Raw genomic sequence first — 24,334 nt, 5'->3', positions numbered from 1 at the left:
CTTCACCGAATTGAACGATTCCCCGACGCTCCGCTGGAAACCAACGAAGCTCCGCAGTGCCGACAACGAGGATAGGCCGAGGACGTAGGACGCTGGCACTGTGGGCAGGAGTTCGCCCTCATCTCACCAGAGGCGACCTTGCGTATCACCGAGACTAGCATCCCCCCGATAGCTATCACGAAGAGACCCTCAAGTACATCTCGAGGTATATGGGCTAGAACGAACGCCTCTATCATCTCCGCAACTTTCTATGCGCAACTACTCCGCACACCACCTCATTCTAGTCTCCCGCCACCTCCTCAACCCGTGCTAGGGACGAGGAGAAGTTAGGCCGAACCGCTACCGCTCGGCTCCGCTGACTGTGCAGGGGAGCTTCCCATTGTTGACGCATTGAAGAGCTGGGACATAGTTGGATCGAGTGCCGCAGCGGCCTGGCTACTCTGCGAATTCGCGACAGGCGTTGGCATCAATGACGTATTGAAGAGCTGGGACATGCTTGGATCACTTCGATCCTCCCCACCCTCGCTGGCCTGGGCATCGGTCGCAGTCAAGGATGTCCCCAAGGAACTTGGAACCATCTCAGCTCGTACTCTCGGCAGTACCTCTGGGTACTGTTGCTGCAGGAAGAGAATCATCTTCTCGCGTAACTCGCACTCGAGGTTCCATGACCTTGAACTATCGGGGGAACTCATCACGAACCGGAGTTGCATCGTGGATACACCAAGCTGGGTGACCTGCATCCGAGCCACACTGCCATCCCAGTCAGGAGAGGAGGCAAGGATCGAGAGAAACTGCTCACGGATAGCCGGAACCGGGGCGGTATAGTCCAGTTCGATATGGACAATGCCAAGGATGTCGGCGGTCGTCTTCGTCCAGTTCTCGAAGGGGTTCGAGATGAAATAGGAGATAGGCAACACCAGTCGTCGCAGATCCCAGACGCGGACCACGACATAGGTGAGCGATATCTCTTCGACGCGTCCCCAGTGCCCTTGGATCACGACGACATCGTCAAGACGGATCGGCTGGGAAATGGCGATCTGGATCCCCGCGATCACATTTGACGCCACGGGCTTTGAGGCGATACCGGCGATAATCGAGATGATACCGGCCGAAGCCAACACGCCAGCGCCAGCGAGTCGGACCGATGGGAAGGAGAACAGAGCGACTGCGATAGCGATCAATGCGATCACCACGACAATAATGCGCCGAAAGACACGCACCTGGGTCTGCAGCCTCCTCGCCTTCAAGTTGTCGGCTGCATCGATGTGGTAGTAGTAGAGGATCGCATCCTCCACCGCCTCGACCAGACGCGCAAGCCCCCATGCGACCACCCCAACCAGCAGAATGGAGATCGCATGACGAATGTCCACCTCGGCAGCGACTGAAACCTTCACATAATGTAGCGACGCGAGCATCAGTAACAGCGGAACCAACGACCTTGTCGGGCCGCGTAGCCTCCGTAAGGCAGCCGTGCGCACGGAGTTCGGATGGCGCGCATTGACCCAACGGGTAAAACGGATAATCAAAAAGGCAACAGCAACCCCGAGCACGAGCGCCACTACTAGCGCCGGAAATGCCTTTAGATACTCATGAAACAAGCTATTCAACCTCTTCGAGCCCTCCTCATTTTGGCACTACTCGCCTAACAGTGTAGGGGCTGCATAAAACTGGTGCTGAGATGATGCTACGCTGAAGGCATGCCAACACCAGTTCATGGAGTCAATGGGCTCAAACAACTCGTCGGGGTCGATCTGGGGTTTACGCCCTACCGAACCATTACCCAGCAGCAGATCACAATGTTCGCCGATGCAACCGATGACCATCAGTGGATCCACGTCGATCCCGACGCCGCGAAGAATGGTCCCTTTGGGACGACTATCGCTCACGGATTCCTGACGCTCTCACTCGTGTCGGCGATGCTCCCCGAGGTGCTCCAAGTCGATGGAGTCTCCATGGGCGTCAACTACGGTACCAACCGTGTGCGCTTTCCAGCGCCAGTGCCTGTCAACGCCCGGATCCGTCTCGGAGCGAAAGTCGCTGAGGTGGCTGAGGTGGCTGGCGGCGTCCAGGTGCAGATCAACGTCACCATCGAGGTCGAGGGTGCAACGAAGCCTTCCATGGTCGGCGAGATTCTCTTTCGCTATTATTGATACTCGGCCGATCGCCACGAGTATCTTGGCACTTCCGTGCACTCCGGTCGAGACAGCCTGGCTTTGCGCTAGCCAGTCGCCAACGCACCTCACTCCTGCAGCAGTAGCGGGTTTTTCTCGCTGCTGAACTACTCACATTGACTAGCTCGCGTTGGTAGGGAGGGACAACAAGTCCCCCTCACCCAAGTCACCTGCAGGGCTCAAGAACTCCTGTACCCGACGGTATCGGGTGCACGCCGTAGGTGTCATCCAGCTTGGTAGACGCTTACCTCAAACCGCCGCCCTCTCCCCACTTGCTGGCTGGTCAATGGATGGTCACGACACCGATCGCCCACAATCCAGCGGCAACGACGAAGATCAGCAAGAGTGCCGTCGCTGCGAGTTTAAAGATCAATCGCACTCCGATCAGGACGACCACGATGACGATTAAGAACTCTGGCCAACTACTGACACCACTATGGGTAAGCTGCATGTTGCTTTCGCTCCCTCTCCTACCGACGGGCTATCTGCCGCCTTCGCCACGCCAGGACCACTCGTAGACGGCCCATAAGCCTACCGTGCATCGACACAAATTGGAGTAAGGTCACCACTATGACTACCACTCCTAGCATCAACTGGTCAAAACTCACCCGCCTCGTCCACCATCATGAGATCAACGCCAACACCTCCGCCGTACCCGGGGGGCCAGATCTTACCAAGGAGGAGGGCAAGCAGCTCCGCCACCGGAGCGTCAAGGTGCTCACAGAACTCCAGGAAGCCCTCTATGCACAAGCGTCGCACGGGGTGCTCGTGGTGCTCCAAGGTTTGGACACGGCAGGCAAAGATGGCACCATCCGAGCCATCTTTGATGGCGTCAATCCACAAGGCGTCAACGTCCACGGCTTCAAGGTCCCAACGCCATTTGAGGCAGCCCATGACTACCTCTTCCGCATTCACCAGGCGGTTCCCGGACGTGGTGAAATTGGCGTCTTCAATCGCTCACACTACGAAGACTTGATCGTTCCACTCGCCGCAACAACCATGAGCGATCAGGCATTCACCCGACGCGTTGATGAAATCCACCGCTTCGAGGAGTACCTGAGCGACCAGAGCATTGTCATCGTAAAGCTCTACCTACACGTCTCGTATGAAGTGCAGGGACAGCGGCTCTTGCGACGTCTTGACCGTCCGGAGAAACACTGGAAATTCTCCTCTGGTGACCTCGTTACCCGCGAACACTTCAACAACTTCGCACACGCGTACGGACGGGTCATTCCCGCTACCTCATTCGACGAAGCCCCGTGGCACGTCATTCCGGCGGACCGAAAGTGGTACCGAAACGCGATTGCTACCGCCATTGTCACCGAAACCCTCACCCAACTCGCGCCAAAGGCACCGAAGGTCGACATCACCCACATCGAGAAAATTCGGGCAGAGCTCAAGAAGGAACTCTCCGGACCGACGTGATCGCAGCAGCGACCCGGTGACCCTGCCACCCTCGCTCATCCGCTCAGCAAAGGGCTCTCGCGCCGCAGCCAGCGGCGATCTGAGTACGGAGGAGCACCTAACCCATTCCGCCATGCAGTGCTGTTGCCAGCACGCATCGCGAGTACCGTGACGATGGCGTACTCCTTCCAGTAAGGAGCCGCCTGGTACCGATATCTCGTCCGCCCTGTGATCACTGAGTACACAGTTAGCGGATCACACGCAAAGAGTTATCCAAATCGACCCACGAAGCCACTCCACAGCTTTTGACTGCTTCAGCGGTAGCGCAGACCGAACTCACCGATGAGCAACACATACCGGCGATTGCCAACAACCCTCGCTACTCCTATGCGAGCGAGCAAGTCGTAGGTGAGTGCGAAAGTTCTAGTGGAACCACGTCTTTGCATACATCCGTGACTGTGGATGAATAAACAAGGCAAAAAGAACAACCGTAATGATGACGTTGAGCAGCTCAGCACCGAATATCGCACTCAGGCCGACCGTGAACACGTAATAGATCAAGAGAGCTAGCGGTATGCCTGTAGCGAGTAACGCGGCATAATACCCGAGCTTTCTGGAGTTCGCAACACCATAGGCGCCGCCGATGGGAAGCAAGATATCAAGGACCAGAAACAGAAGCGACAGGCCACCACCAAACAGCACCGTCAAAAGCGCCAGCGCAGCGTTGAGGTACAACAACAACACACCAATCTGCAGCGTCTGTGGCTGAGTCCGATCGAACAACTTGAGCTCTCTCATATGCGCAGTCTATCCCAGGTCGCACGCGAAAACCCAACACAGCTCTCAGGAAGTTGCCCTACGCCGGTCGAGAGCACTACGGGGGCCACTATCTTGAGAAGGGTGGAAGCGCATCATAGTGGCCATCGCGACATCACTGGAGGCGGAGCTCGGGCAGCCGTTTTTGGTGTCTCTGATGGACTTCTCTCGAACGTTGCCCTCATCTTAGGAGTAGCAGGTGCTCATCCCGCCCCGAAGGCCGTGGTAATCGCGGGACTTGCAGGATTGGTGGCCGGCGCCTTCTCCATGGGGGTTGGTGAGTACATCTCGATGGGCGCTCAGCGCGAACTGTTTCAGCATGAACTCAACGTAGAGGCGACTGAGATTCGCGACCGTCCTGATGCCGAGACACGCGAACTCGAGGAACTCTACGTCTCCCGAGGAGTTCCCAAGGAGCTGGCATCCCAGGTCTCACGCTATCTGATGCGCGACCCGGACACCGCGCTTGAGGTGCACGCGCAAGAAGAACTCGGGATTGCACCGGGATCCGTCGGCTCACCCATCCAGGCTGCGCTAGCGTCCTTTATCTCCTTCGCAATCGGTGCGGTCATCCCGCTCATCCCCTGGTTTATCACCATCGGAACGGCTGCGGTGATCGGTTCAGCCGTCTTAGCAGGCATTGCCACGCTGATCGTTGGTGGTGGACTCGCGGCCATGACAGGAAGAAGTGTCACCAAGGGCGCTCTCCGTCAGTTCCTTCTGAGCGCGGTTGCCGCCTTGGTGACCTATGGCGTCGGCCACATTCTTGGAACTACCATCCACTGAATCCGCAGATGGACCCAGCTTCTCGTGCCGTGGCCGAACTCCTGTTGACCGTCTTGGTACATCCACCCACACGTTTCGGCTCTGACACGAATCCACCGGTCAACTAGACTTCAGTCGTGCCCTTAGCTCATGCGATAGAGACGCGCCGCGTCATCAAGTATCAAGACGGCACGATCAGCGTCTCGGTAGATTCGTTGATTCAAGAGGAACCGCTGGTGATCGACGTTGAATGGCCCGGAAGTGCCGCCACGCACTTCACGACCACAATGCGGACACCCGGCGATGATTTTGCGCTTGCCGTTGGCCTTCTCGCCACCGAGGCAGCGGTCACCAGCCAAGATGTCCGCCAAACTCGCTACTGTGTCGGTCCCGGGAATACGCAAGACTATAACAAAGTCACCGTTACGCTACGCAACGCGGTGGAGCTAACCACCTCGCCTATACGGCCGGTCTCGTGTGGCTGGTGTGGCGCTGAGGATCTCGTGGCCCGTCTTGAACCACGTAGCTCCCTTGTCGCTCAACCCTCCTACAGTTTTGACCAGATCGCCCGCCTCTTCATCGAGTTCGACCAACGGCAACGGAACTTCCACTCCACTGGCGCCTCGCACGCCGCACTGTTGCAGCCTCGTAGCGGCGAGGCGATCCTCGGGGAGGATGTGGGACGCCACAACGCACTGGACAAGGCGATCGGCCATTCCGTCCTCGACGGGGTGCCACTCGATGGTGGCATTGCACTTCTGTCAGGGAGAGCTGGATCGGACCTCGTTTTGAAGGCCGCAAGAGTCGGTCTCACCCACATCGCCTCGGTATCGGCTCCAACCGCTCTAGCGGTCAAAATCGCAAACCAGGCAGGCATCACACTCTTAGGGTTTGTCCGACCGGGTCGCTTCAACCTCTACAGCCATGCCGAAGGTATCACCGAAACCTACGACGCCACGCGCGTCCTGCGCTGAACGCGGCGAATGCGGCGAATCATCCGTCGCTCCTCCTCGTCCTTACCACCCCAGATGCCATACTCTTGATTCGTACGGAGGGCAAACTCTAGACACTCCAGTGAAACTGGACAGAGCGCACAGAACTCCTTGACACGGCGAATTTGGATCTCCGCGTCACCAGTGACCCCCACCGGAAAGAACCACCCAGGGTCAGTGTCTCGACACTTTGCATTACTGCGCCACGCCTCATAATCCCAGGTCGCTAACTTCGCTGACTCCATCGAGTACCTCCGAATTCGTTCTCCGCAACCTCGATCCCCCGAGTTCGAGCCACCAACCGAGCCGTCAAACCAACGAGCAGCGAGTCACACAACGGACCTCTTTGTCCCTCAGCTCGTCGCCCACTTGACCGGACGACATAATAAGTATAATACAAGCTTAGACGCTTCGGTATACACAAAGACGTCACTTCCTTCAACCACCGTGAGCCAATTATTATTCATTCACGCCACAAGCCGCGTTCAGCTCCGCTTGCTTCCTCATCGGTGTACAGTCTCCAAAGCATGCTTCGCACAACTTGGGCCAGCAGAATAGGCGCTGAGTGGAGCACATCATGGTCAGCTATTGGAGACACCGTCAAGGTGGCCTCCGGAAGACGATCGACGGCGTGCACCATTGCGGCCAACGGCACAACGCGATCACGCAGGCCAGCCACCACCACCGACGGACAGCGAACATTGCGTAGCTCACTCTCCACTAGACGTAGCTCGTCAAGGAGATGGCGCTGTTCCGCTAGGAAACTCCGTCGCGTACGCCCAAACTGGGAGCGGCGCGCGGGGCCAAGGCTGACCCCGGCAACGAGGGCAGATGTCATCGCTCCAAGAAAGCGTGCCGCTAGAAGACGATCGACGGCGACCAGTGAGCTTTGTGTGATCGGTGGGGCCACGAGCACGAGCCCCTTCACTCGCTCGGGATCTAGCTGTGCCGCACGCACCGCGATGGTGGCCCCCAACGAGTGCCCGATCAGAACGACCCTGGACGTCTTTAGTTGGTCCAAGACCCACGAGGCGTTCGCCTCAATCCCGATCACGCCCAGTGGATTAGCGCCCCAACCGGGGCGATCAAGACTCACCACTGGCCAGCGATGGTCCATCCATCGATAGACCGGGGCAAAGTCCTCTTTTTGACCCGGCTGTCCATGGAGAAAGATCACCTCCACTTCAGTTGCCGTCATGGTGGAGTTCGGCATCAACACGAACCTCAGAACGGGCAAGATAGATCAACGCCAGTATCTCGACAACGAGGGCTCCAAGACTCGCAAAGGTACTCGCTCCAGCCCGAAAGAGCGGCGTCTGCAACGCGAGCGCACTGATCGCAATGGCAGCAATCGGCTCACCCACGGTAACCAACGGCAAGACCCGCGCGAGGCTCTGTCGCTGAAAGGCACTCTGCACCACCAACAACGCAAGTCCCCCCACCACCACGAGCACCCAGAGTTCCCAGTGTTCTAAGGTACGCACGGCGCCCTCTTGGGTCCACAGAATCCCCACCTCACGTTCGAAGATCGAGACGACACCGAGAAGTGCTGCCCCTATCATCGCCTGTATCCGTCCATGACCTGCCAGCAGCGGGCGCAAAAGGGTGACGGTCAAGACACCAATCACGACTCCCAGCCCTCCGATCAGGATGGACGCACCGACGTAGATCGTCTCTCCACTCGCTTGTGGGCTGAGCACCAAGAAGGTGATCAACGCCCCACAGCTGACCAGCAGCGCGATCACGTCGCCAACGCCCACAGGACGCCGAGCGAGAAAATGCTCGAGAAGAATGGCGAGCACAAAGCCACTCGCCAAGATCGGCAGCACCTGGGGAACGGAACCATACTTGAGGGCGAAGAACTGGGCCACCCCACCTACGACATCGAAGATGGCCCCCAATCCAAACCGCGGATTAGCCAGTAGCCGCCATAACAGGCTAAAGCGCAGATTAAGCTCACTGGCCGACGCGGTGCTCGCTTGAAATTGCAACACTGCGGCCATCCCAAAACAAATCGCCGCCAGTAAAGATAGAAGCACTACCACGAGGTCTCTAAGTCTATGGCGAACTGGTAGAATCATCTGCAATGTCAAGCACTAAGGCACTCTTGCTCTCGGCGAGAATGGGAGGTGGCCACAACGGAGTAGCCCGGGTGATCTCGGAGGAACTCAATAGCTACGGGATTACGTGCGAAACTCGTGATTTCCTGGATGCATCTCCTCGTATGGGGCGGCTTTTAGAACGAGGTTTCAAACTTGAGGTCGAACGAGCCCCATGGGCGTATCAACTCGAATTCTGGCTTTGGAATACCTTCTCCCCGATGGCCACCATCACCCGGCGCGCGCTGCAGGCCTTCTTCCAGCGTGGTGTAGTTCGGTGGATTGAGGAGACTGAACCCGACATCATCATCGCTCTGCACCCCTTTAGTGCACAGCTGCTCGGTCAGATGAGACACCAAAAGAATCCGGTCATCTCGCATCGGCCGATTGCCACCTTCCTCACCGACTATTCCGTTCACCCACTCTGGGTGCATCCCGCCGTCGACTTACACCTATGCGTCTCTGAGACGGCAGCCATGCAGGCACGGAACCGAGCGGGTGCCAACGGAGAGATTGTGGTCACCGGACCCTTTGTTGAGGCTCGCTTCTTCCATCCTGTTGATCAGCGTGCAGCAAGGGAGGCTCTCGGCATCCCCAACGACCGCTCGATCGTGCTCATCGTCTCAGGTTCCTGGGGGGTGGGGGACATCGCCCAGACCTTCGAGCTGCTCGCCACTGAAGAGGACATCTTCCCCGTTGCTCTCTGTGGACGTAACCACGATCTTCAGGCCCAACTCGAACGCCACGGTGGCGGGCTGTCCGTCGGCTGGACCGAGGAGGTGCGCCTCTACATGGCAGCTGCCGACGTCGTCATTCAAAACGCGGGAGGATTGACCGCACTTGAGGCGATGGCGGCACAGCGACCAGTGATATCGTACCGACCAATCGCAGGACATGGGCGCGAAAATGTAGCAGCTATGGAGTCCGTCGGTGCAACGGTCTGGTGTCATAACGAGGAGCAACTCGTCCAGCAGGTACGCAACTTGCGCCTCCATCCAGCCGAACAGGTCACCAAACAACTCGATCAGTTTCAGACCGCGCCTCATCAGCCGATCCTGGAGCTACTTCATGAAGCTCGGTTGACCCCGACAACCCGCCATGGCGTTTGGGCGTTACGTCTGACAAGGACCGCCGCCATGCTGATCGTGCTCTTTGTGGTCGCCAACCTCCTCTCGGGCGTCATCGGCTATCACGGCCTCAACCTAACGAGAACTGCCAACAAATCCGACTACGTGTATCTTTCCACCCGCCTCCCCGCATCGGCGCTTGTGAACCCGGCGATCGACAGCTTGATCATCAACGAGGGCATCGGAGTTGTCGTCACCGGTCGACAGGCCATAGCTCATCCCGGCGCTGTGCGGTACGCCTTTCACCAGGGGGTTCAGCTCATCAACGGTGGTAGTGGCAACTCCTCGGACTTCAATTTCATCCTTCCCGAAAACGACCTCTCCACAGGACGCGCCGACCTGGCTCGGGTACTCGGGGTCCAGATCAACGCCTACCTCCCACAGAACACCATGAATGCCGTGGATCTCGCCTGGGCGTCACTCCATCACCAGACCATCATCCCTGCTCGCATCCTCGCCCACCACTTCGATCTGACACCGCACCCTGGCGCCATTCTCGAACTCAATCTGAGCCAGCTGTCAGCCGCCAAAGCGGAGGCTGAACTCCAGATGGAGATCAAACATCTCAACAGCGACCATCTCACTCTCGCCCCCTTTGCAACCTTGCATGGGTCCCAAGGCGTGCACGCATGAAGACCTCCACCGCCGTCCTCACCCTTGCGAGCACCAGGGTTGCTCTCCATGCTGCATCCTTTCTAGCCCACAACTGGATCCTCGCCCCCTACACCGCCCCCTGGCTTCTTGGGGATGGTCACCCCCAGTCCATTGCCTTAACCTTCGATGACGGCCCAGACCCAATCTCCACACCGCTGCTATTGGACCTTTTGGACGCGAACGATATTAAAGCGACGTTTTTTGTCCTCGGCGAGATGGTGGATCGCCAACCGGGACTCGCCCGCGACATCCTCGCGCGAGGCCACGAACTCGGCACGCATGGCTACTGGCACAAGAATCACCTGATCCGCAGTGCCCGCAGCATCCGTTACGATCTCGCTCGCGCACTCGCCACCATCGAAACCGCCACGGGGACCCGTCCCACCTGGTACCGGCCGCCCTATGGTGTCGTCACACGAGCTGATCTCACCGCCGCCCATGCGGAGGGCCTGCGCCTGGTACTTTGGGGAACTTGGGGTAGGGACTGGCGACGCCAAGCATCACCAGTATCGGTGATGGCAGATCTACGGTCACGGTTCCACCCTGGTGTCACCATACTCCTCCATGACTCCGATTGCACCTCCTATCCGGGGTCGTTTCAGGCGACGCTGCAGGCTCTTCCCCAGCTCATCGACCTCGCCCGCTCCCAGCGTTTAACCTTCGCCACCCTCTCCAACCACGGCATCTGAATCCTCAGGCCTCAGCCGCCGACGTAGCCATGGCGCGACCAGACGTCGTGCCAGCACTTGAAAACCACTGGCAATGGGGATGCCCACCAGCGCTCCGGGAACCCCTGCTAGCTGTGCTCCGATCAAAACGGCTAACAAGATCCAGAGGGGATTGAGCTGCACCGTGTGCGAAAGGATCACGGGATTGAGAAGATGATTTTCTATCTGCTGATAGACGAGAAAAACCACCAAGAGGATGATCGCCGGTAGCAGCCCATGCAATAAGGCGAGCCCAACAGCAGGAATACCTGCCAACAGACCACCCACCAGAGGAATAAGATCGACCAACCCGACCCAGACAGAGACCAGCAGTGCGAAGGGAAGCCCAAGGGAGCGAAAGGTGACATAGACAACGATACCCGCAACGATCGAAGTGGCGAGATTACCGAGCACGTAGCCGCTCACCGCCACCCCCGTCTCGTGCAGAGCGCTCCGCAGATGCTGTTGTCGTTCGGCTGGCAACATTCCAACCACCACGTCAATCCCCTTTGGGCCTTCCAGTGAGAAAAATACCGTCAACATCGCCGTGATCACCGCATCGGTTAAAAACGAGAGGACTCCCTTCGCGGCGAGGAGGGCCGGCTCTAGCGCAGTGCTGGCGAACTTCGCTAGCCCCTGGGCGGAGAGATTGAGATAGTGTTCAAGATGAAATTTATGCAACAACGACACAATGCGCGTTTTCCGATGGGTCACCGTTTGGATGAGCCCGGGAAGATCATTGGCGAGTCGCACGCCGGCCGAGTAGAGCGGGACACTGAAGATCAGCAGAAGACCGACAAGTACTGCAGCAGCCACAAAGACGGTCAGCGCGACGGCAGCCCCTCGCGGAAAGTGCAGCCTTCGCAACAGATTCACCAACGGTTCGACAATGATTGCACCGACGATCGCGACCAGAACCTCAATCGCAAGGACTTTGACGTACAGCACAAAGACCAGTGCCAGTATGACCCCGACGATGCCGATCTCTGCTAGGAAAATCTGCTTGCCCAGACCCTGGTAGCGATGGGGAGATCCCTGGGTCGTCATGGACGCCTCCTCGCGATCACATCGTACATTACCGACAGACCTCCACTCCCACCAAGCGCTGGCGGCACCCTTCGTACGCCGTACGACTCCATCCGAAAGCTCCTTGCCTGTGCCCCGTTCACCATCGCATAGCCCGACGCACGTATCGGCAACACCCATCTACGCAATCAGTAGGAAAACTCACCCTAGTCCACCTGATCATGCTTCTTGTCCATCCACAGAACCTCAACCTACACAAAGTCAGCTAGGGTGGTACTGTGAGCACTTGGCGGTCCAAGAATGGTGGGAGTCGCCGTCGGACCTCTCGTCACCTCCCTACAGAACAGTCGCGCGAGGTCATCACTGGAACCCGACGAAGTCTGGGCAAACTGATCCGCCATTTCGCGATCCGCGGAATCTGGGGGTTCGCCATCCTCCTCGTCATTGAGTACCTGGTGATTCCCCAAATCGCTGGGGCTCGCAAAACCCTGCACCTCCTCAGTCATGCGAATTACTGGCTTATTCCGCTAGCGATTCTTGCCGAAGGATTTTCCCTCTTCGCCTACGCCAAACTCACCTCAGTCGTATTACCCCATCCACAACCGTCCCTGAAATCGCTGGCAAAGGTCGATCTCTCCGGACTCGCCGTCTCCCACGTGTTGCCGGGTGGGACTGCGAGTGGTGCCGGACTCACTGTACGACTGCTGAACGGTCTCGGTGTACGGGGAACCGACGCGGGTGTCGCCTTGGCCACCCAAGGCATTGGCTCGGCCGTGGTGCTGAACCTCATGCTCTGGCTTGCCCTGATCGTCTCGCTACCCTTGTTTGGGTTCAACGTCCTCTACCTCATCGTGGCCGGGTTAGGGATTGTCCTAATGGCGGCGGTGATCGCGCTCGTACTCACCCTCACCCGAGGCAATGACCGTATGGTCTTGCTCGTGGATAGGCTGGTGAAGAAGCTTCCCTTCCTCCGACGTTTTCAAGCGCCGATACACGCAGGAATTATCCGTGCAGGCCAGCGAGTCCGTGCACTCGCAAGTGATCCACAGCTCCTCAAGCGAGCCATCACTTGGGCTGCCTGCAACTGGCTCTTTGATGCGTTGAGCCTGTGGATCATGTTGCTGGCCTTTGGCTCACTGGTCAACCCTGACGCCCTCCTCGTCAGTTACGGTATTGCCAACGTCGCCGCCGCGATCCCCATTACCCCTGGCGGACTCGGTGTTGTCGAAGGCATTATGATACCACTCATCACCGGCTTTGGCACCGCGAAGGGCATCGCGATCCTCGGGGTGCTCTCGTATCGCCTCTTCAACTTCTGGATTCCCATTCCGATCGGTGTCGGCACCTACGTCTCGCTCAAACTCAGCCGGGGAGAGGAGATTACTATGGAGCTCGACAGGATCGACCCTCCTCCCGACGACGAGGACAAGCCTAAGCGATGAGCAGCGAACAACCCAAATACAGCGCGAGGCAACGGCCAATCTTGCGATCATCGATCAATCGATGCCTGCCAGGTAGACCCGCTCCAACGCGAACCCAAGATTGGGTGGAGTACGAATCGTGAACGCACCTTGCGCGCTATGGCGAGGTGATCGGCCGTTCCTTCATCGGTGCTGTTGTACGATGATGTGCGTTGGAAGGCCCTGGGCCACCTCGGCTGCCTCAGGATACATCTCAGAAAGCGTCGGGTGCGGATGAATCGTGAGCGCGAGATCGTCGATGGTGGCACCCAACTCAATCGCGAGCGCCGCCTCACTGATGAGATTTGACGCATCAACTCCTACGATATGCACACCAAGGAGTCGCTTGGTGCTCGCAACGGCAATAAGTTTGACTTCACCGACCGACGCGCCTAAGACAATCGCACGACCGTTCGCCCGATAGGGAAACCGAGCCACGAGTACGTCGTCTCCATGCGCCGTATGCGCATCCTGCTCACCCATCCCGACGGAGGCCACCTCCGGCTCCGCAAAGATCACCGCTGGTATGACGGTCGCATCATTTCCGGCCGCATGGCCAGCGGCGACCTCTGCAGCCACCTTGGCCTCGTAATAGGCCTTATGAGCAAGCATCGGCCCAGGAACGATATCCCCAATGGCAAATACATGGGTATTCGACGTGCGCATCTGGTCATCGACGACAACGCGTCCGTCGGAGCCAAGAGCAATGCCTGCTAGTCCGAGCCCGAGATCCTCGCCCAAGTTAGGAACCCGACCGACCATGACAGCCACCGCACTCCCGCGAATCTCTTCGACTGCATCTCCCCGAAGCATCTCCACGACAACCGCATCGCCTGCGGTCTTCATGCTCTTCACCCCAACGCCCGTATAGACCTCGACACCCATCTGCTTTAGGACCGTCCTAAGGGTCCGCTGGATCTCCGGTTCGACACCCATCAAGATCTCTGGGGCTGTCTCGAGGATCGTTACCTTGGTCCCAAGCCGCGCATGGGCGCTTCCGAGCTCGATACCGATATAGCCACCCCCGACGATGATCAAGTCTCGGCGAATCACCGGTGTGAAGAGGAGGTCGGTAGAGTCCAATACCCGTTGATGATCAACGACAAAACCTTCAAGCTCGCGAGGTGACGATCCCGTTGCCAAGATGCAGTCCTTGAACTTGATTCTGCTGGTGTCGTGGCTCGCACGGATTCGAACCTCATTACGACCGACGAAACTCGCCTCGCCTTCAACGATCTCGACGTCCGCCGCCTTAAGCAGTTGACGAACCCCTGAGGTCAGCCGCTCAACGCTTGCCATCACCGTCTGTGAAAGGGCAATGGGGTCGACGTGGGCGTCCTCGGTCACCACCCCTTTTTTGGCGAGACTATCAAGCTCATGAAAACGGCTAGAAAGCTCGATCAACGCCTTCGAGGGGATACACCCGATGTTGAGGCAGACCCCACCAATCGCTCCACGCTCGACTACGGTAACCGATCGTCCAAGTTGTGACGCACGGATCGCCGCACTATAGCCACCCGGACCTCCACCGATGACGAGGAGATCCGCCTGTTCTGTGAATTCGCCGACGACCAACTACTTCATCTCCATCATCAACTGCACGGGATCACTGAGTAAGCCGATCACCCGCATCAGAAATCTCGATGCATAGCCACCATCAATAATGCGATGATCGAAGGTGAGAGAAAGCGTCATCACGTCTCCGACGCCCACGGTGTTGTCCTCAAGGACAACTGGGCGTTTGCGGATCGGACCCACCCCGAGGATTCCCACTTCGGGGTAGTTGATGATTGGCGTGGCATAGACTCCACCGATGGTGCCATAGTTGGTAATCGTAAAGGTCGAGCCTGTGAGTTCTCCCGAGGTAAGCGTGTGGCTCCTAGCGCCCTCAATCAGACGATTGAGCTCAGCCGAGACCTCAACAAGTGATTTTTCTCCGACAGCGCGCAGGACTGGAACCATGAGTCCCTGCGGGTCATCGACCGCGAAACCCAGGTGCACATCCGAGTACGTCACGATCTCGCCAGCCTCCTCGTCGAGTCGACCATTGAGATCGGGGAACTGGGCGAGGACTCCAGCCACCGCCTTCGCGATCAACGGGAGATAGCTGATACGCTCAGGCGCTAAACGTGCATTCATATCACGGCGCAAGGCCACCAACGCCGCCACATTCGCCTCTTCAAAGACCGATACTTGGACAGCATGGGACCACGAGCGAGCCATGTTCTCCGCGATCCGCTTTCGGATCCCCACCAGCGGCCGTCGTTGCTCATTGGTCAGCGCGGCGGGCACAGAAGCGGGAGCGGAGGGCGGGGCTAGCACTTGTTCACTTGCACCAGTGGTCTCCGTCGCGACAGCAGCCTGTAGGTCCTCCGCCACGACGCGACCGTCAGGACCGGTACCTCGCACCAGGTTGATATCGAGACCGAGTTCGCGAGCCAACCTACGCACCGCCGGCGTCGCCATCGCTCGCTCGCCGGTCGCTCCAACTACTTCCCGCGAGGGAACGATGGGTGGCCGCGCTGAGGCCTCAGCCCCCTTGGCAGCTGGAACAACCGGCGCAGGGCTTGCTTCATTCCGCGACGGCGACGCATCAGGCCCACCACCACTCGGTTGATCGGTCGAGAAAGCGACGACGACCTCACCAACGTTCACGGTATCGCCCTCATGAAAGAGGACCTTATCGATCGATCCCGTCACCGGGGCACCGATCGTCACCACTGCCTTATCGGTCTCAACATCGAGCAAGGGCTCATCACGCTTGACATCATCGCCTTCTTGGTGGTACCACTTGACGATCTGCGCCTCGTGCAGCCCCTCACCAACATCAGGAAACTTCCACTCCACTATCGCTTACTCCTTAAAATCGCACTGATGCCAAGGCGGCGGTGATCACCTGCGAGGTGTCAGGCAACCAGAGATCTTCAAACATTGTCATTGGGTACGGGGTGTCATAACCTGTCACTCGCAGCACTGGAGCCTCAAGATAGAGGAATGCCTTCTCCTGGATGACCGCTGCCAGCTCACCACCGAACCCGGAGGTCCGCACCGCTTCGTGCACCACGACCGCGCGTTGGGTCTTTTGGACCGAAGCCACGATCGTCTCCTCGTCGAGTGGGGTCAACGTCCGCAGGTCAATCACCTCGGGGGAGATGTCGTACTGGGCGACCAATTCGTCAGCGGCTGCGAGTATCAGTGCCATCGATGGTCCCCAGCCAATCAGCGTGACATCGGTGCCTTGACGCACCACATTGGCCTTGCCAAGCGGGACTCGATAGGCCTCCTCAGGCACCTCGTCTCGGAAGGCACGATAGAGTCGCATAGGTTCAAGGAACAGCACTGGATCAGGGTCATCGATCGCACTGAGCAAAAGACCCTTCGCATCATAGGGGTTGGAGGGCGTAACCACCTTGATGCCCGGCGTATGGGTAAACAGTGCCTCAAGTGAATCGGAGTGGATCTCCGGGGCCTTGACTCCGCCACCGAATGGTGCGCGGATCACCATCGGCGCGCCGTAACGCCCAAGCGAACGAAAACGCACGCGCGCCGCCTGGGAGGCGATCTGATCCATCGTCTCATAGATAAAGCCAAAGAATTGGATCTCCGCTACTGGCTTCATGCCGGCCATTGCGAGTCCGACAGAGGTCCCCACGATCCCTGACTCCGCTAACGGGGTGTCGATCACTCGCTCAGCACCGAACTTCTCAAAGAGACCATCGGTAATGCGAAAGACTCCACCGTCTTTGCCCACGTCTTCACCGAGAATGATGACTGCATCGTCCTCAAGTAAGGCAGCCTCCAAAGCTTGATTCAATGCCTGTGCAATCGTCAACTTTGCCATATCAAGCTCCTACCTCTTTGACTCGGGCCTCAAACTGTGCACGCTGCGACGCCAGACCAGCCGGAACGTCAGCATAAACGTTATCGAAAAGGACAAGTGGCGATATCTCGAGCGCCTCACGGAAGGTAGCGAGAATCTCCTCCACCTTGGCCTCAGAGTCACCATCCATCGCGACCAGCTCCTCATCACTGAGTAGCCCCTCACCTCGAAGCCACTTCTCAAGCCGAATCAGGGGATCGCGCCGTATCCACAGATCCTCCTCCTCGACCGCGCGATATTTGCCGGGATCATCGGCGGTGGTATGCGCCCCCAAGCGGTAGGTGACCGCCTCGACAAGGAAGGGTCCTTCGCCGTTACGAACGCGGGCCGATAGCTCGTGCATCAGATTGGCGACGGCAACATAGTCATTGCCATCGACGCGGAAACCCTCGATGCCATAGGCTACCGAGCGCTGGGCGATCGTCTCGGCATGCATCTGGCGGGACAGAGGGACCGAGATAGCCCACTGGTTGTTCTCACAGAAAAAGATCAGTGGCACCTCGAGCACAGAGGCAAAGTTCATCGCTTCATGGAAGTCACCTTGTGAGGTGGCACCATCGCCAAAAGTCACCACAGTTGCTACCCCTTCGTGACGGAGTTTGGTTGCCCATGCAACACCGACACCGTGGAGGGTTTGGGCAGCGATCACCACCTGCGCTGGCAACACTTGCTTCCCCACTGGGATATCACCCAAGCTTGGGTGACCCTTCGAGAAGAACAATGCATGCTCCATGGGGACACCACGTAGATAACTTGCTGCCCAATCACGATACGTTGGGACTAACCAGTCACGATCGTCGAGTGCGGCTACCGCTCCCATCTGAGCGGCTTCCTGCCCCTTGAAGGGGGCGTACGTCCCGATCACACCTTGGCGTTGGAGATTCCATGCTCGCTCATCAAAGGTGCGTAGAAAACGCATCGTGGTGTAGGTCTCCTTGAGATTCTCCGCGGTCAGGACTCCGAGTTCGCCGACGAGCTTTCCATCCTGATCGAGCCGCTGTATCAGCGGAAACATCTCATTACCATCGGTCACGTCAGACCACCCCCTTTCTGGGTTGCCCTCATGCATATCCGCCTATGTGCTGAGGCGACATGCTTTAGCCAGGTCGATAGCCTTGGGATCGCCAAGTCAACTAATGCCAATCTCCAATATAGTGCATCAGCGATGAACGAACCAAGACCAACCTTTCGTTAAAGGTTAGAGTTCAAACGTTACCGACTGGTTACAACTTTTAGAACTCCTCGCCACCGAGTGCACGCAACAACGCAAGCAACACACCGATCCCACGCCGCGTCGAGGGGAGTTTCATCTGCCTCGCCAGCTCCCTCCACGAGGGGACCTCGCTGGTGGCGACCTTTGTCGAAGTCGCCTGAATTCCGTTAGCGAGTCGTTCAACAAGCAGCGGCGTATAGGAGCCCGTCAACAGTGAAAGCTTGGCAATGCGAGTGATCGCAGCGCGTCCGCTGTTGGAGTCCAACCGCTCCAGCATCACGGCCAAGGCATCTGCCCCTCCATGACGCAGGGCATACACCGTCTCTTGGAGCTTCGACGACTCAAACCCAACCGCACTCGTCACTGTTGGGGTCAAGGGGGACTGGTAATCGATCGGTTCCGCCATCACTACCTCACTTTCGTTCCGTATGCATTTGCGAGGCCTCGTCGTCTACCGGGTTATGGTAATCACCCCTGGAACGCTTGGCCCCGATGTTGACACCGCGCTGTGGGGTGCGATGTCCATAGCGAAAATTATGCTTTGGGAGCGCCCGGCGTGGTTTGTCGTCGAGCACCTCCAGCTTGGCTGCCAACTCCTTGTAGGCCGGTGTATGGGTAGCCCCATCGACCTCTGAAGAGGTGAGGAAATTCACCGCCATCTCGTTGTGCTGGGCATTCATCGGCAGGTAGACCTGATTGCCTTGGACCCGGTCCGTAATCACCGCACGCACCTTGACCGATCCCCGGCGAGAGGTCAGCCGAAGGAACGAACCATCAACCACCCCTCGTTGTTCAGCCAACTCTGGCGAGACTTCAACAAAGGGTTCCGGTGTCATCTGTGAGATCCCTGGCACTCGATATGTCATATTGCCCTCATGAAAGTGTTCCAAAAGCCGACCATTGTTGACGTGAATATCGAACTCCTCATCAACCTCGTCGGTAGGAGTCGAGTACCCAACAGGGTAGAAGCGCGCCTTCCCGGAGGGAAAGTGAAAACGATCGAGATACAGCGTTGGCGTGTCGGTTCCGTCCTCGGCGACCGGCCACTGCAGCGATCGATAGCCCTCTAGTCGCTCGTAGCTGACGCCAGCGAAAATCTCTGCGAGACTCGCCGCCTCTGCCATAATATCGGAGGGGTGCTCATAGGACCATGGGGCACCCATCGCTCGTGCAATACCTTGGGTGATCTGCCAGTCGGGCCGTGCCTCACCAAGCGGATCAAGCACCCGGTACAGACGCTGAAGGCGCCTCTCCGTACTGGTAAAGGTGCCTTCCTTCTCCAATGACGGTGCCGCAGGCAACACGACATTGGCAAACCGAGCCGTGTGCGAGAAAAAGATATCCTGGACGACAAAGAACTCAAGTTTGCGAAAGGCATCCTGTACGACGGTGGAGTTTGCGTCTACCAGACCCATCTCCTCGCCGGTCAGGAGAAGAGCCTTCAACGTTCCGGAGTGAATTGCATCCACCATCTCGTGATTGTCCAGCCCCCGGGTCGTTGGCATCGTCTTTCCCCACGCTGCCTCGTACTTGGCCACCACTTTGGGATCATCAACCAACTCATACCCAGGAAAATAGGTCGGCATCGCACCAAAGTCACTCGCCCCTTGCACGTTGTTGTGACCGCGCAACGGGTACGCTCCGCATCCCGGCTTCCCGAAGTTACCAGAGACTAACAGCAAGTTTGCGATGGCCGTCGAGGTATCAGAGCCTGCGCTATGTTGGGTCACTCCCATCGCCCAGAGCACGGCAATAGAGTCCGCGTGGGCAAGCGTCTCAAAGACGGTGATCAGCGTCTCCTCGGCGACGCCCGTGACTCCGGCAGCATAGGCGACCGTGAATGGTTCTAGCGAGGTTACGAAGTCGGCGAGGTTCTCAACCTTGTCAGCGATGAACTTCTCGTCATGATATCCATGGTCGATCAGGTACCGACTCGCGGCCGACAACCAAACCAGGTCGGTGCCTGGACGGGGTGCAAACCAGATATCGGCACGCTCCGCCATCTCATGCTTGCGCAGATCGGCAACGATGAGCTTTTGACCTCGCGACTTGTGGGCCCGTTTCACTCTGGTCGCGATGACTGGATGGCTCTCGGCGGTATTCGAACCCACGATCAAGACAAGATCGCTCGCTTCGATATCGGTCGCCGAACCCGAGTCACCACCATAGCCAACCGTTCGCCACAGTCCCATCGTTGCTGGTGACTGGCAATAGCGTGAGCAGTTGTCCACATTGTGAGTTCCAATGACGGCCCGTGCTAGTTTTTGAGCGAGGAACGCCTCCTCATTGGTGCACTTCGAAGAGGCGATGACCCCGACGGCGTCAGGACCATCACGCTCAACGATGGCTTTGATTGAATCAGCGATAAAGACAAACGCCTCATCCCACGTCGCCTGACGAAAGTGGTCACCATCGCGAATTAGCGGATGTTCTAGACGATCAGCACTGTTGACATAGTCCCAGCCGAACTTACCCTTCACACAGGTCGAGATGCCGTTCATCGGGCCATGTTCCGGATGAACCTTGAGTATGGTGCGCCCCTTGGTCCAGAGGTCGAAGGAGCACCCGACGCCACAGTAGGTGCAGACCGTCTTCGTCTTCTTGACGAGCTGTCGCCGGAGTCGCTCCTCCATCTCGGAGAGCATAAAGATGGGTTTGAGTCCAATCGCCGGTTCGAGCGCTTTGGTGAGGTTGATCATCGGCTCGCGCACCTTTGGCTTGATGTTGGTGGCGATGCCTGCCCTACCAATCATCGACTTCTCCATCAACGCATTGCAGGGACAGACCGTCACACAGTGTCCACAGCTCACACAACTGGACTCGCCTGCCGGGACACCGCCATCAAAGACAACACGGGGAATCGGCAAGGACCAGTCGATCGACAACGTCTCGTTGACCTGGACCTCTTGACAAGCTTGCACACACCGCCCACACAGGATGCATTGCGACGGATCATAGCGATAGAAAGGGTGGCTATCGTCAACAGCATAAGGTTTTGGTCGAAACGGCTCGGGCTGATCGTTGATGCCCATGTCGCGAATGCTGTTATGCAGGACGCAGTCCGAGTTGTTGTTATCGCAAATAGTGCAGTAGAGGTCATGGTTAACAAGTAAGCGTTGTGCACCAGCAACACGCTCACGGGCGACGCTCTGCAACCGCACCACCTCGCCACCAGCGACAGTGTACTCACAGGCTCGCCGGGTGCGCCCATCAACCGTGACCAGGCACAGATCACAGGTTCCGATGGTTCCAAGTGCCGGGTGGTAGCAGACCTGTGGAACGCCGATCTCAGCCCGATTGAGCACCTCTATGAGCAACTCCCCTAAGCTCGCCGAATATGTGGTCCCACTAACCGTAATCTCAATTGCTTCGCCCAACAGAACCTCCCCTCAGAGCTACAGTAGCATAGACTCGACGAGCTGCGGCGTGGATCCCTGGCCTCGATGGTACGACGGCACCCGATAAGCACCCGATTCTTCGATGGTACGCCCCCTGTTTTCACCACGCTCACTAGCCTGTCAAGGGTGATTGATCTCAACGAACCAGTGACCGTCGACTACCATTTTGACATTCTCTGCCCATTTGCCTATATGACCTCCAAGTGGATCCGCCAGGTTCGCGAGCAAGTTCCATTGACGATCAACTGGAGGTTCTTCAGTCTTGAGGAGGTCAATCGGGAGGACAGAAAGCGCCATCCCTGGGAACGTTCATGGTCCTATGGTTGGTCCATGCTTCGCATAGCCGCGCTCCTTCGACGCCAGGATCCCATACTCGTCGACCGATGGTATGCCATTGCCGGCTTTGCCCTTCACGAAGCCGGTCAAAAACCCCACGATCCGTCAGTGGCGCGCAAGCTCTTGACGGAGTTGGATCTGGACCCGAGCTTGGTCGAAGCGTCGATGGATGATCCGACCCTCGATGACGAGATCCGGTACGACCATGAAAGAGTACTGGCCGCGGGAGGTTTTGGGGTACCGACGCTGATCTTTGACAACGACCAGACCCTCTTTGGCCCGGTCCTCATCGATCCACCGTCTGGAGAACAGGCGCTTGAGCTATGGACGATGGTCCTTACTGCATCGCGACATGCAAACTTCTTCGAACTCCAACAGCCCAAGGGACCAACGCAACGCAATGCCATCGCCAGTGCACTGGAGCCCTACCTCCAAGGGCGTGACTGGAAAAGTATCAATCGAGGTAAAGAGGTGACCTTCGGCGAAGCCATCGACACAACCAGCGCAGGCCTGCCGGCTGCGCCAGCAACGAATTCAGGCGAATAGCTCGTGGATCCCGTCGTCACAACGCTCATAGCAGAGTGGGACGCCCTCAGTCTGTTCATCGCTCAGATCACCGAGGATCAATGGTTACAACCATCGATCCTTCCACACTGGACAAGCTTCGACATTCTTGCTCACATCGTCGGCACGGAGCTCTTCTTGAGTGGTGCATCGCCCTTCGACGGGCCGCTTCCCACAGATCGCCACTACGCCAACGAAATCGCCGAGCTCAACGACCGTTGGCTAGTCACATTACGTCAACTATCGGTCAACGAACTCCTGGTCAGCTACCACAACACCATTACCCAACGCACCCATGTGCTGTCGACCCTCACCGACGCAGAACTCGATGTCACGGGTTGGACACCCATTGGACAAGCACCGTTCCGGCGGTTTCTTCAGATTCGCATCTTCGACTGCTGGGTCCATGAGCAGGATCTACGTCGTTCTCTTGATCTACCTGGTCATGAATCTGGAGCAGTCGTGGAGGCGAGTATCGACGAGGTGGAGCGCGCCATCGGTTATATCATCGGCAAGCAGGCCCACCTTCCCAAAGGGAGTACCGTGGTCGTATCCCTCACCGGCGGAGCGCCAAGAACCTGGAACATCGAGGTGGGAGAACGAGCACGGCTTGTGCCCTCAATCGAGACACCCTCCTGTCGGTTACAGATAGACTCCACCCTCTTTATGGCACTTGCTTGTGGGAGAGTCGACCCGCATCAGACCGACGACTCCATCATGATCGAGGGGGATCAGGCGATTGCAAACCAGATCGTCACCAACCTCGCCTTTACTATCTAATCACCTTGAGGGGACGCTCATCTCTGGTGAAACGGAAGTTACGAATGCTGGAGTTCTTGGCCCGCGACCTTGAATTGATAGGTACCCGCGACAAGAGACTGCTGTAGCCGACCCTGGATCGCGAGGAGTTCGAGATGATATTTGGTCTCCATCACCGCTAACATCTGATTGAACGGGTCAAGTTCTACCAAGTGGCGTCGCCGTCGCGTCCAACGGAGAACGCTCGCGACTTCGTAAGGACTTGATGCCCCCGCGATCACCGCAGCCTCGGTGGCCCCCAGCCGCTCATCGTGATGAGCAAGCAACTCATCGACCCTACGATAGAATCCGGGTGCAGGCATCCCGTGGGCTGGAAGCAGATGGCCCTCGGGAAGATGTCGTACGCGTCGCAGCGAACGTAGGTAGTTGCCGAGCGGATCCGGATATACCAGTGGTTCGAATCCGATGGATGGGGTGATGTGTGGAAGCACATGATCTCCAGCGAACAACAATCGATTGCTGTCGTCATAAAAGATGACATGTCCTCGTGTATGTCCAGGGGTTGCGATGACCCGCAACTGCCGATTCGCAAGCTCGATCGTCTCCTCCTGGAGCCAATCATCGGGCTCTTCATAGAGTGAGCCAGCAATATCTTCGGTGTCAGACGAGGGCTTGATGTTTGCCACCAGTGCGTTCGCCCCACAGCGCTCCAGTTCGACCAGCTGATCGTGCAGGGGATTGCCGGTGGGATGGGAGGCATGGTTCATCGACTCGCGTTCTCCGGCGCCAAGATAGATCCGATTCCCAAACTCGCGCCGAACAGCGACTGCCTGCGTGTAATGATCACGATGGATATGGGTGACGAAAAACGTACTGATGTCGCCGAGGGATGCGTTCAGACTTCTGAGTGCCAGTTCAAGAGCGGACCGCGCCACCACAAGCTGTTGGCCAGAGTCGATCAGT

Annotated in this window: 23 protein-coding genes; 9 read left to right on the top strand and 14 right to left on the bottom strand. The window is 57.8% G+C overall.

The features are described from left to right. Nucleotides 1–326 precede the first annotated feature (326 nt). The gene (locus tag M7439_RS04445) at nt 327–1,607 is read right to left on the bottom strand and encodes a mechanosensitive ion channel family protein (protein WP_298346054.1); all 1,281 of its coding nucleotides are present in this window, start codon (nt 1,605–1,607) and stop codon (nt 327–329) included. A 90-nt stretch (nt 1,608–1,697) separates the two neighbouring features. Here M7439_RS04445 and M7439_RS04440 point away from each other — a divergent pair, with 90 nt between their 5' ends. Then, nucleotides 1,698–2,150 (top strand): MaoC family dehydratase, encoded by a 453-nt coding sequence (locus M7439_RS04440; protein ID WP_298346052.1) that lies wholly within the window; start codon nt 1,698–1,700, stop codon nt 2,148–2,150. 304 nt (nt 2,151–2,454) lie between these two features. On the opposite strand, the gene M7439_RS04435 is transcribed toward M7439_RS04440, so the two are convergent. Beyond that, on the bottom strand, nt 2,455–2,622 hold the full coding sequence (locus M7439_RS04435; protein WP_298346050.1) for a hypothetical protein: 168 nt from the start codon (nt 2,620–2,622) through the stop codon (nt 2,455–2,457). 119 nt (nt 2,623–2,741) lie between these two features. Between M7439_RS04435 and M7439_RS04430 the strand changes: the two genes are divergently transcribed. Next, the gene (locus M7439_RS04430) at nt 2,742–3,596 is read left to right on the top strand and encodes a PPK2 family polyphosphate kinase (RefSeq protein WP_298346048.1); all 855 of its coding nucleotides are present in this window, start codon (nt 2,742–2,744) and stop codon (nt 3,594–3,596) included. A gap of 402 nt (nt 3,597–3,998) precedes the next feature. On the opposite strand, the gene M7439_RS04425 is transcribed toward M7439_RS04430, so the two are convergent. After that, on the bottom strand, nt 3,999–4,373 hold the full coding sequence (locus tag M7439_RS04425; RefSeq protein WP_298346046.1) for a hypothetical protein: 375 nt from the start codon (nt 4,371–4,373) through the stop codon (nt 3,999–4,001). Nucleotides 4,374–4,475: 102 nt separating this feature from the next. On the opposite strand from M7439_RS04425, the gene M7439_RS04420 reads away from it, so the two are divergent. After that, complete coding sequence (locus M7439_RS04420; RefSeq protein WP_298346598.1) at nt 4,476–5,177, top strand: VIT1/CCC1 transporter family protein; 702 nt, start codon at nt 4,476–4,478, stop codon at nt 5,175–5,177. A gap of 116 nt (nt 5,178–5,293) precedes the next feature. After that, nucleotides 5,294–6,130, top strand: a complete 837-nt coding sequence (gene fdhD / locus M7439_RS04415; protein ID WP_298346044.1) for a formate dehydrogenase accessory sulfurtransferase FdhD — start codon at nt 5,294–5,296, stop codon at nt 6,128–6,130. On the opposite strand, the gene M7439_RS04410 is transcribed toward fdhD, so the two are convergent. The 3 genes from M7439_RS04410 to M7439_RS04400 all read right to left on the bottom strand — a co-directional run bounded on the left by M7439_RS04410 (nt 6,103) and on the right by M7439_RS04400 (nt 8,142). Continuing rightward, nucleotides 6,103–6,393, bottom strand: a complete 291-nt coding sequence (locus M7439_RS04410; RefSeq protein ID WP_298208179.1) for a WhiB family transcriptional regulator — start codon at nt 6,391–6,393, stop codon at nt 6,103–6,105. The two genes, fdhD and M7439_RS04410, sit on opposite strands and share 28 nt — an antisense overlap. Before the next feature lie 218 nt (nt 6,394–6,611). Then, nucleotides 6,612–7,361, bottom strand: coding sequence for an alpha/beta fold hydrolase (locus M7439_RS04405; protein ID WP_298346042.1), 750 nt, complete (start codon nt 7,359–7,361; stop codon nt 6,612–6,614). After that, complete coding sequence (locus tag M7439_RS04400) at nt 7,333–8,142, bottom strand: hypothetical protein (protein WP_298346040.1); 810 nt, start codon at nt 8,140–8,142, stop codon at nt 7,333–7,335. Before M7439_RS04400 ends, M7439_RS04405 begins: the two co-directional genes overlap by 29 nt. A 92-nt stretch (nt 8,143–8,234) precedes the next feature. Between M7439_RS04400 and M7439_RS04395 the strand changes: the two genes are divergently transcribed. Beyond that, nucleotides 8,235–10,007 carry a glycosyltransferase gene (locus M7439_RS04395; RefSeq protein ID WP_298346038.1) on the top strand — a complete coding sequence of 591 codons (1,773 nt, stop codon included), beginning with the start codon at nt 8,235–8,237 and terminating at the stop codon, nt 10,005–10,007. Beyond that, nucleotides 10,004–10,717 (top strand): polysaccharide deacetylase family protein, encoded by a 714-nt coding sequence (locus tag M7439_RS04390; protein WP_298346036.1) that lies wholly within the window; start codon nt 10,004–10,006, stop codon nt 10,715–10,717. The genes M7439_RS04395 and M7439_RS04390 overlap by 4 nt, the downstream gene beginning before the upstream one ends. On the opposite strand, the gene M7439_RS04385 is transcribed toward M7439_RS04390, so the two are convergent. Then, nucleotides 10,682–11,782, bottom strand: a complete 1,101-nt coding sequence (locus tag M7439_RS04385) for an AI-2E family transporter (protein WP_298346034.1) — start codon at nt 11,780–11,782, stop codon at nt 10,682–10,684. The genes M7439_RS04390 and M7439_RS04385 overlap by 36 nt on opposite strands. 257 nt (nt 11,783–12,039) lie before the next feature. Between M7439_RS04385 and M7439_RS04380 the strand changes: the two genes are divergently transcribed. Continuing rightward, on the top strand, nt 12,040–13,203 hold the full coding sequence (locus tag M7439_RS04380) for a lysylphosphatidylglycerol synthase transmembrane domain-containing protein (RefSeq protein WP_298346032.1): 1,164 nt from the start codon (nt 12,040–12,042) through the stop codon (nt 13,201–13,203). A 162-nt stretch (nt 13,204–13,365) separates the two neighbouring features. On the opposite strand, the gene lpdA is transcribed toward M7439_RS04380, so the two are convergent. The 6 genes from lpdA to fdhF all read right to left on the bottom strand — a co-directional run bounded on the left by lpdA (nt 13,366) and on the right by fdhF (nt 21,691). Then, entirely contained in the window at nt 13,366–14,796 is a 1,431-nt protein-coding gene (gene lpdA, locus M7439_RS04375) for a dihydrolipoyl dehydrogenase (RefSeq protein ID WP_298346030.1), read from the bottom strand. Then, on the bottom strand, nt 14,797–16,068 hold the full coding sequence (locus tag M7439_RS04370; protein WP_298346028.1) for a dihydrolipoamide acetyltransferase family protein: 1,272 nt from the start codon (nt 16,066–16,068) through the stop codon (nt 14,797–14,799). It abuts the gene before it with no gap. Nucleotides 16,069–16,081: 13 nt separating this feature from the next. Continuing rightward, complete coding sequence (locus M7439_RS04365) at nt 16,082–17,062, bottom strand: alpha-ketoacid dehydrogenase subunit beta (RefSeq protein WP_298346026.1); 981 nt, start codon at nt 17,060–17,062, stop codon at nt 16,082–16,084. Between the two features lies 1 nt (nt 17,063). Then, entirely contained in the window at nt 17,064–18,134 is a 1,071-nt protein-coding gene (gene pdhA, locus M7439_RS04360; RefSeq protein ID WP_298346024.1) for a pyruvate dehydrogenase (acetyl-transferring) E1 component subunit alpha, read from the bottom strand. Nucleotides 18,135–18,333: 199 nt separating this feature from the next. Beyond that, a complete protein-coding gene (locus M7439_RS04355) occupies nt 18,334–18,720 on the bottom strand; it encodes a DUF1641 domain-containing protein (protein WP_298346022.1) in 387 nt (128 codons plus the stop codon). A 7-nt stretch (nt 18,721–18,727) separates the two neighbouring features. Next, nucleotides 18,728–21,691, bottom strand: coding sequence for a formate dehydrogenase subunit alpha (gene fdhF, locus M7439_RS04350; protein WP_298346020.1), 2,964 nt, complete (start codon nt 21,689–21,691; stop codon nt 18,728–18,730). 147 nt (nt 21,692–21,838) lie between these two features. On the opposite strand from fdhF, the gene M7439_RS04345 reads away from it, so the two are divergent. Then, entirely contained in the window at nt 21,839–22,594 is a 756-nt protein-coding gene (locus tag M7439_RS04345; RefSeq protein ID WP_308464394.1) for a DsbA family protein, read from the top strand. A gap of 3 nt (nt 22,595–22,597) precedes the next feature. Continuing rightward, entirely contained in the window at nt 22,598–23,392 is a 795-nt protein-coding gene (locus M7439_RS04340; protein ID WP_308464393.1) for a maleylpyruvate isomerase family mycothiol-dependent enzyme, read from the top strand. A 38-nt stretch (nt 23,393–23,430) separates the two neighbouring features. On the opposite strand, the gene M7439_RS04335 is transcribed toward M7439_RS04340, so the two are convergent. Next, on the bottom strand, nt 23,431–24,334 hold a 904-nt coding region (locus M7439_RS04335), incomplete at its 5' end, for an MBL fold metallo-hydrolase (protein ID WP_308464392.1).

Origin of the sequence: Ferrimicrobium sp., assembly GCF_027319265.1 — a bacterium.
Classification (GTDB): Bacteria; Actinomycetota; Acidimicrobiia; order Acidimicrobiales; family Acidimicrobiaceae; genus Ferrimicrobium.
The sequence above is the reverse complement of the archived record's forward strand: the minus strand, read 5'-3'. Positions and strand labels throughout refer to the sequence as shown.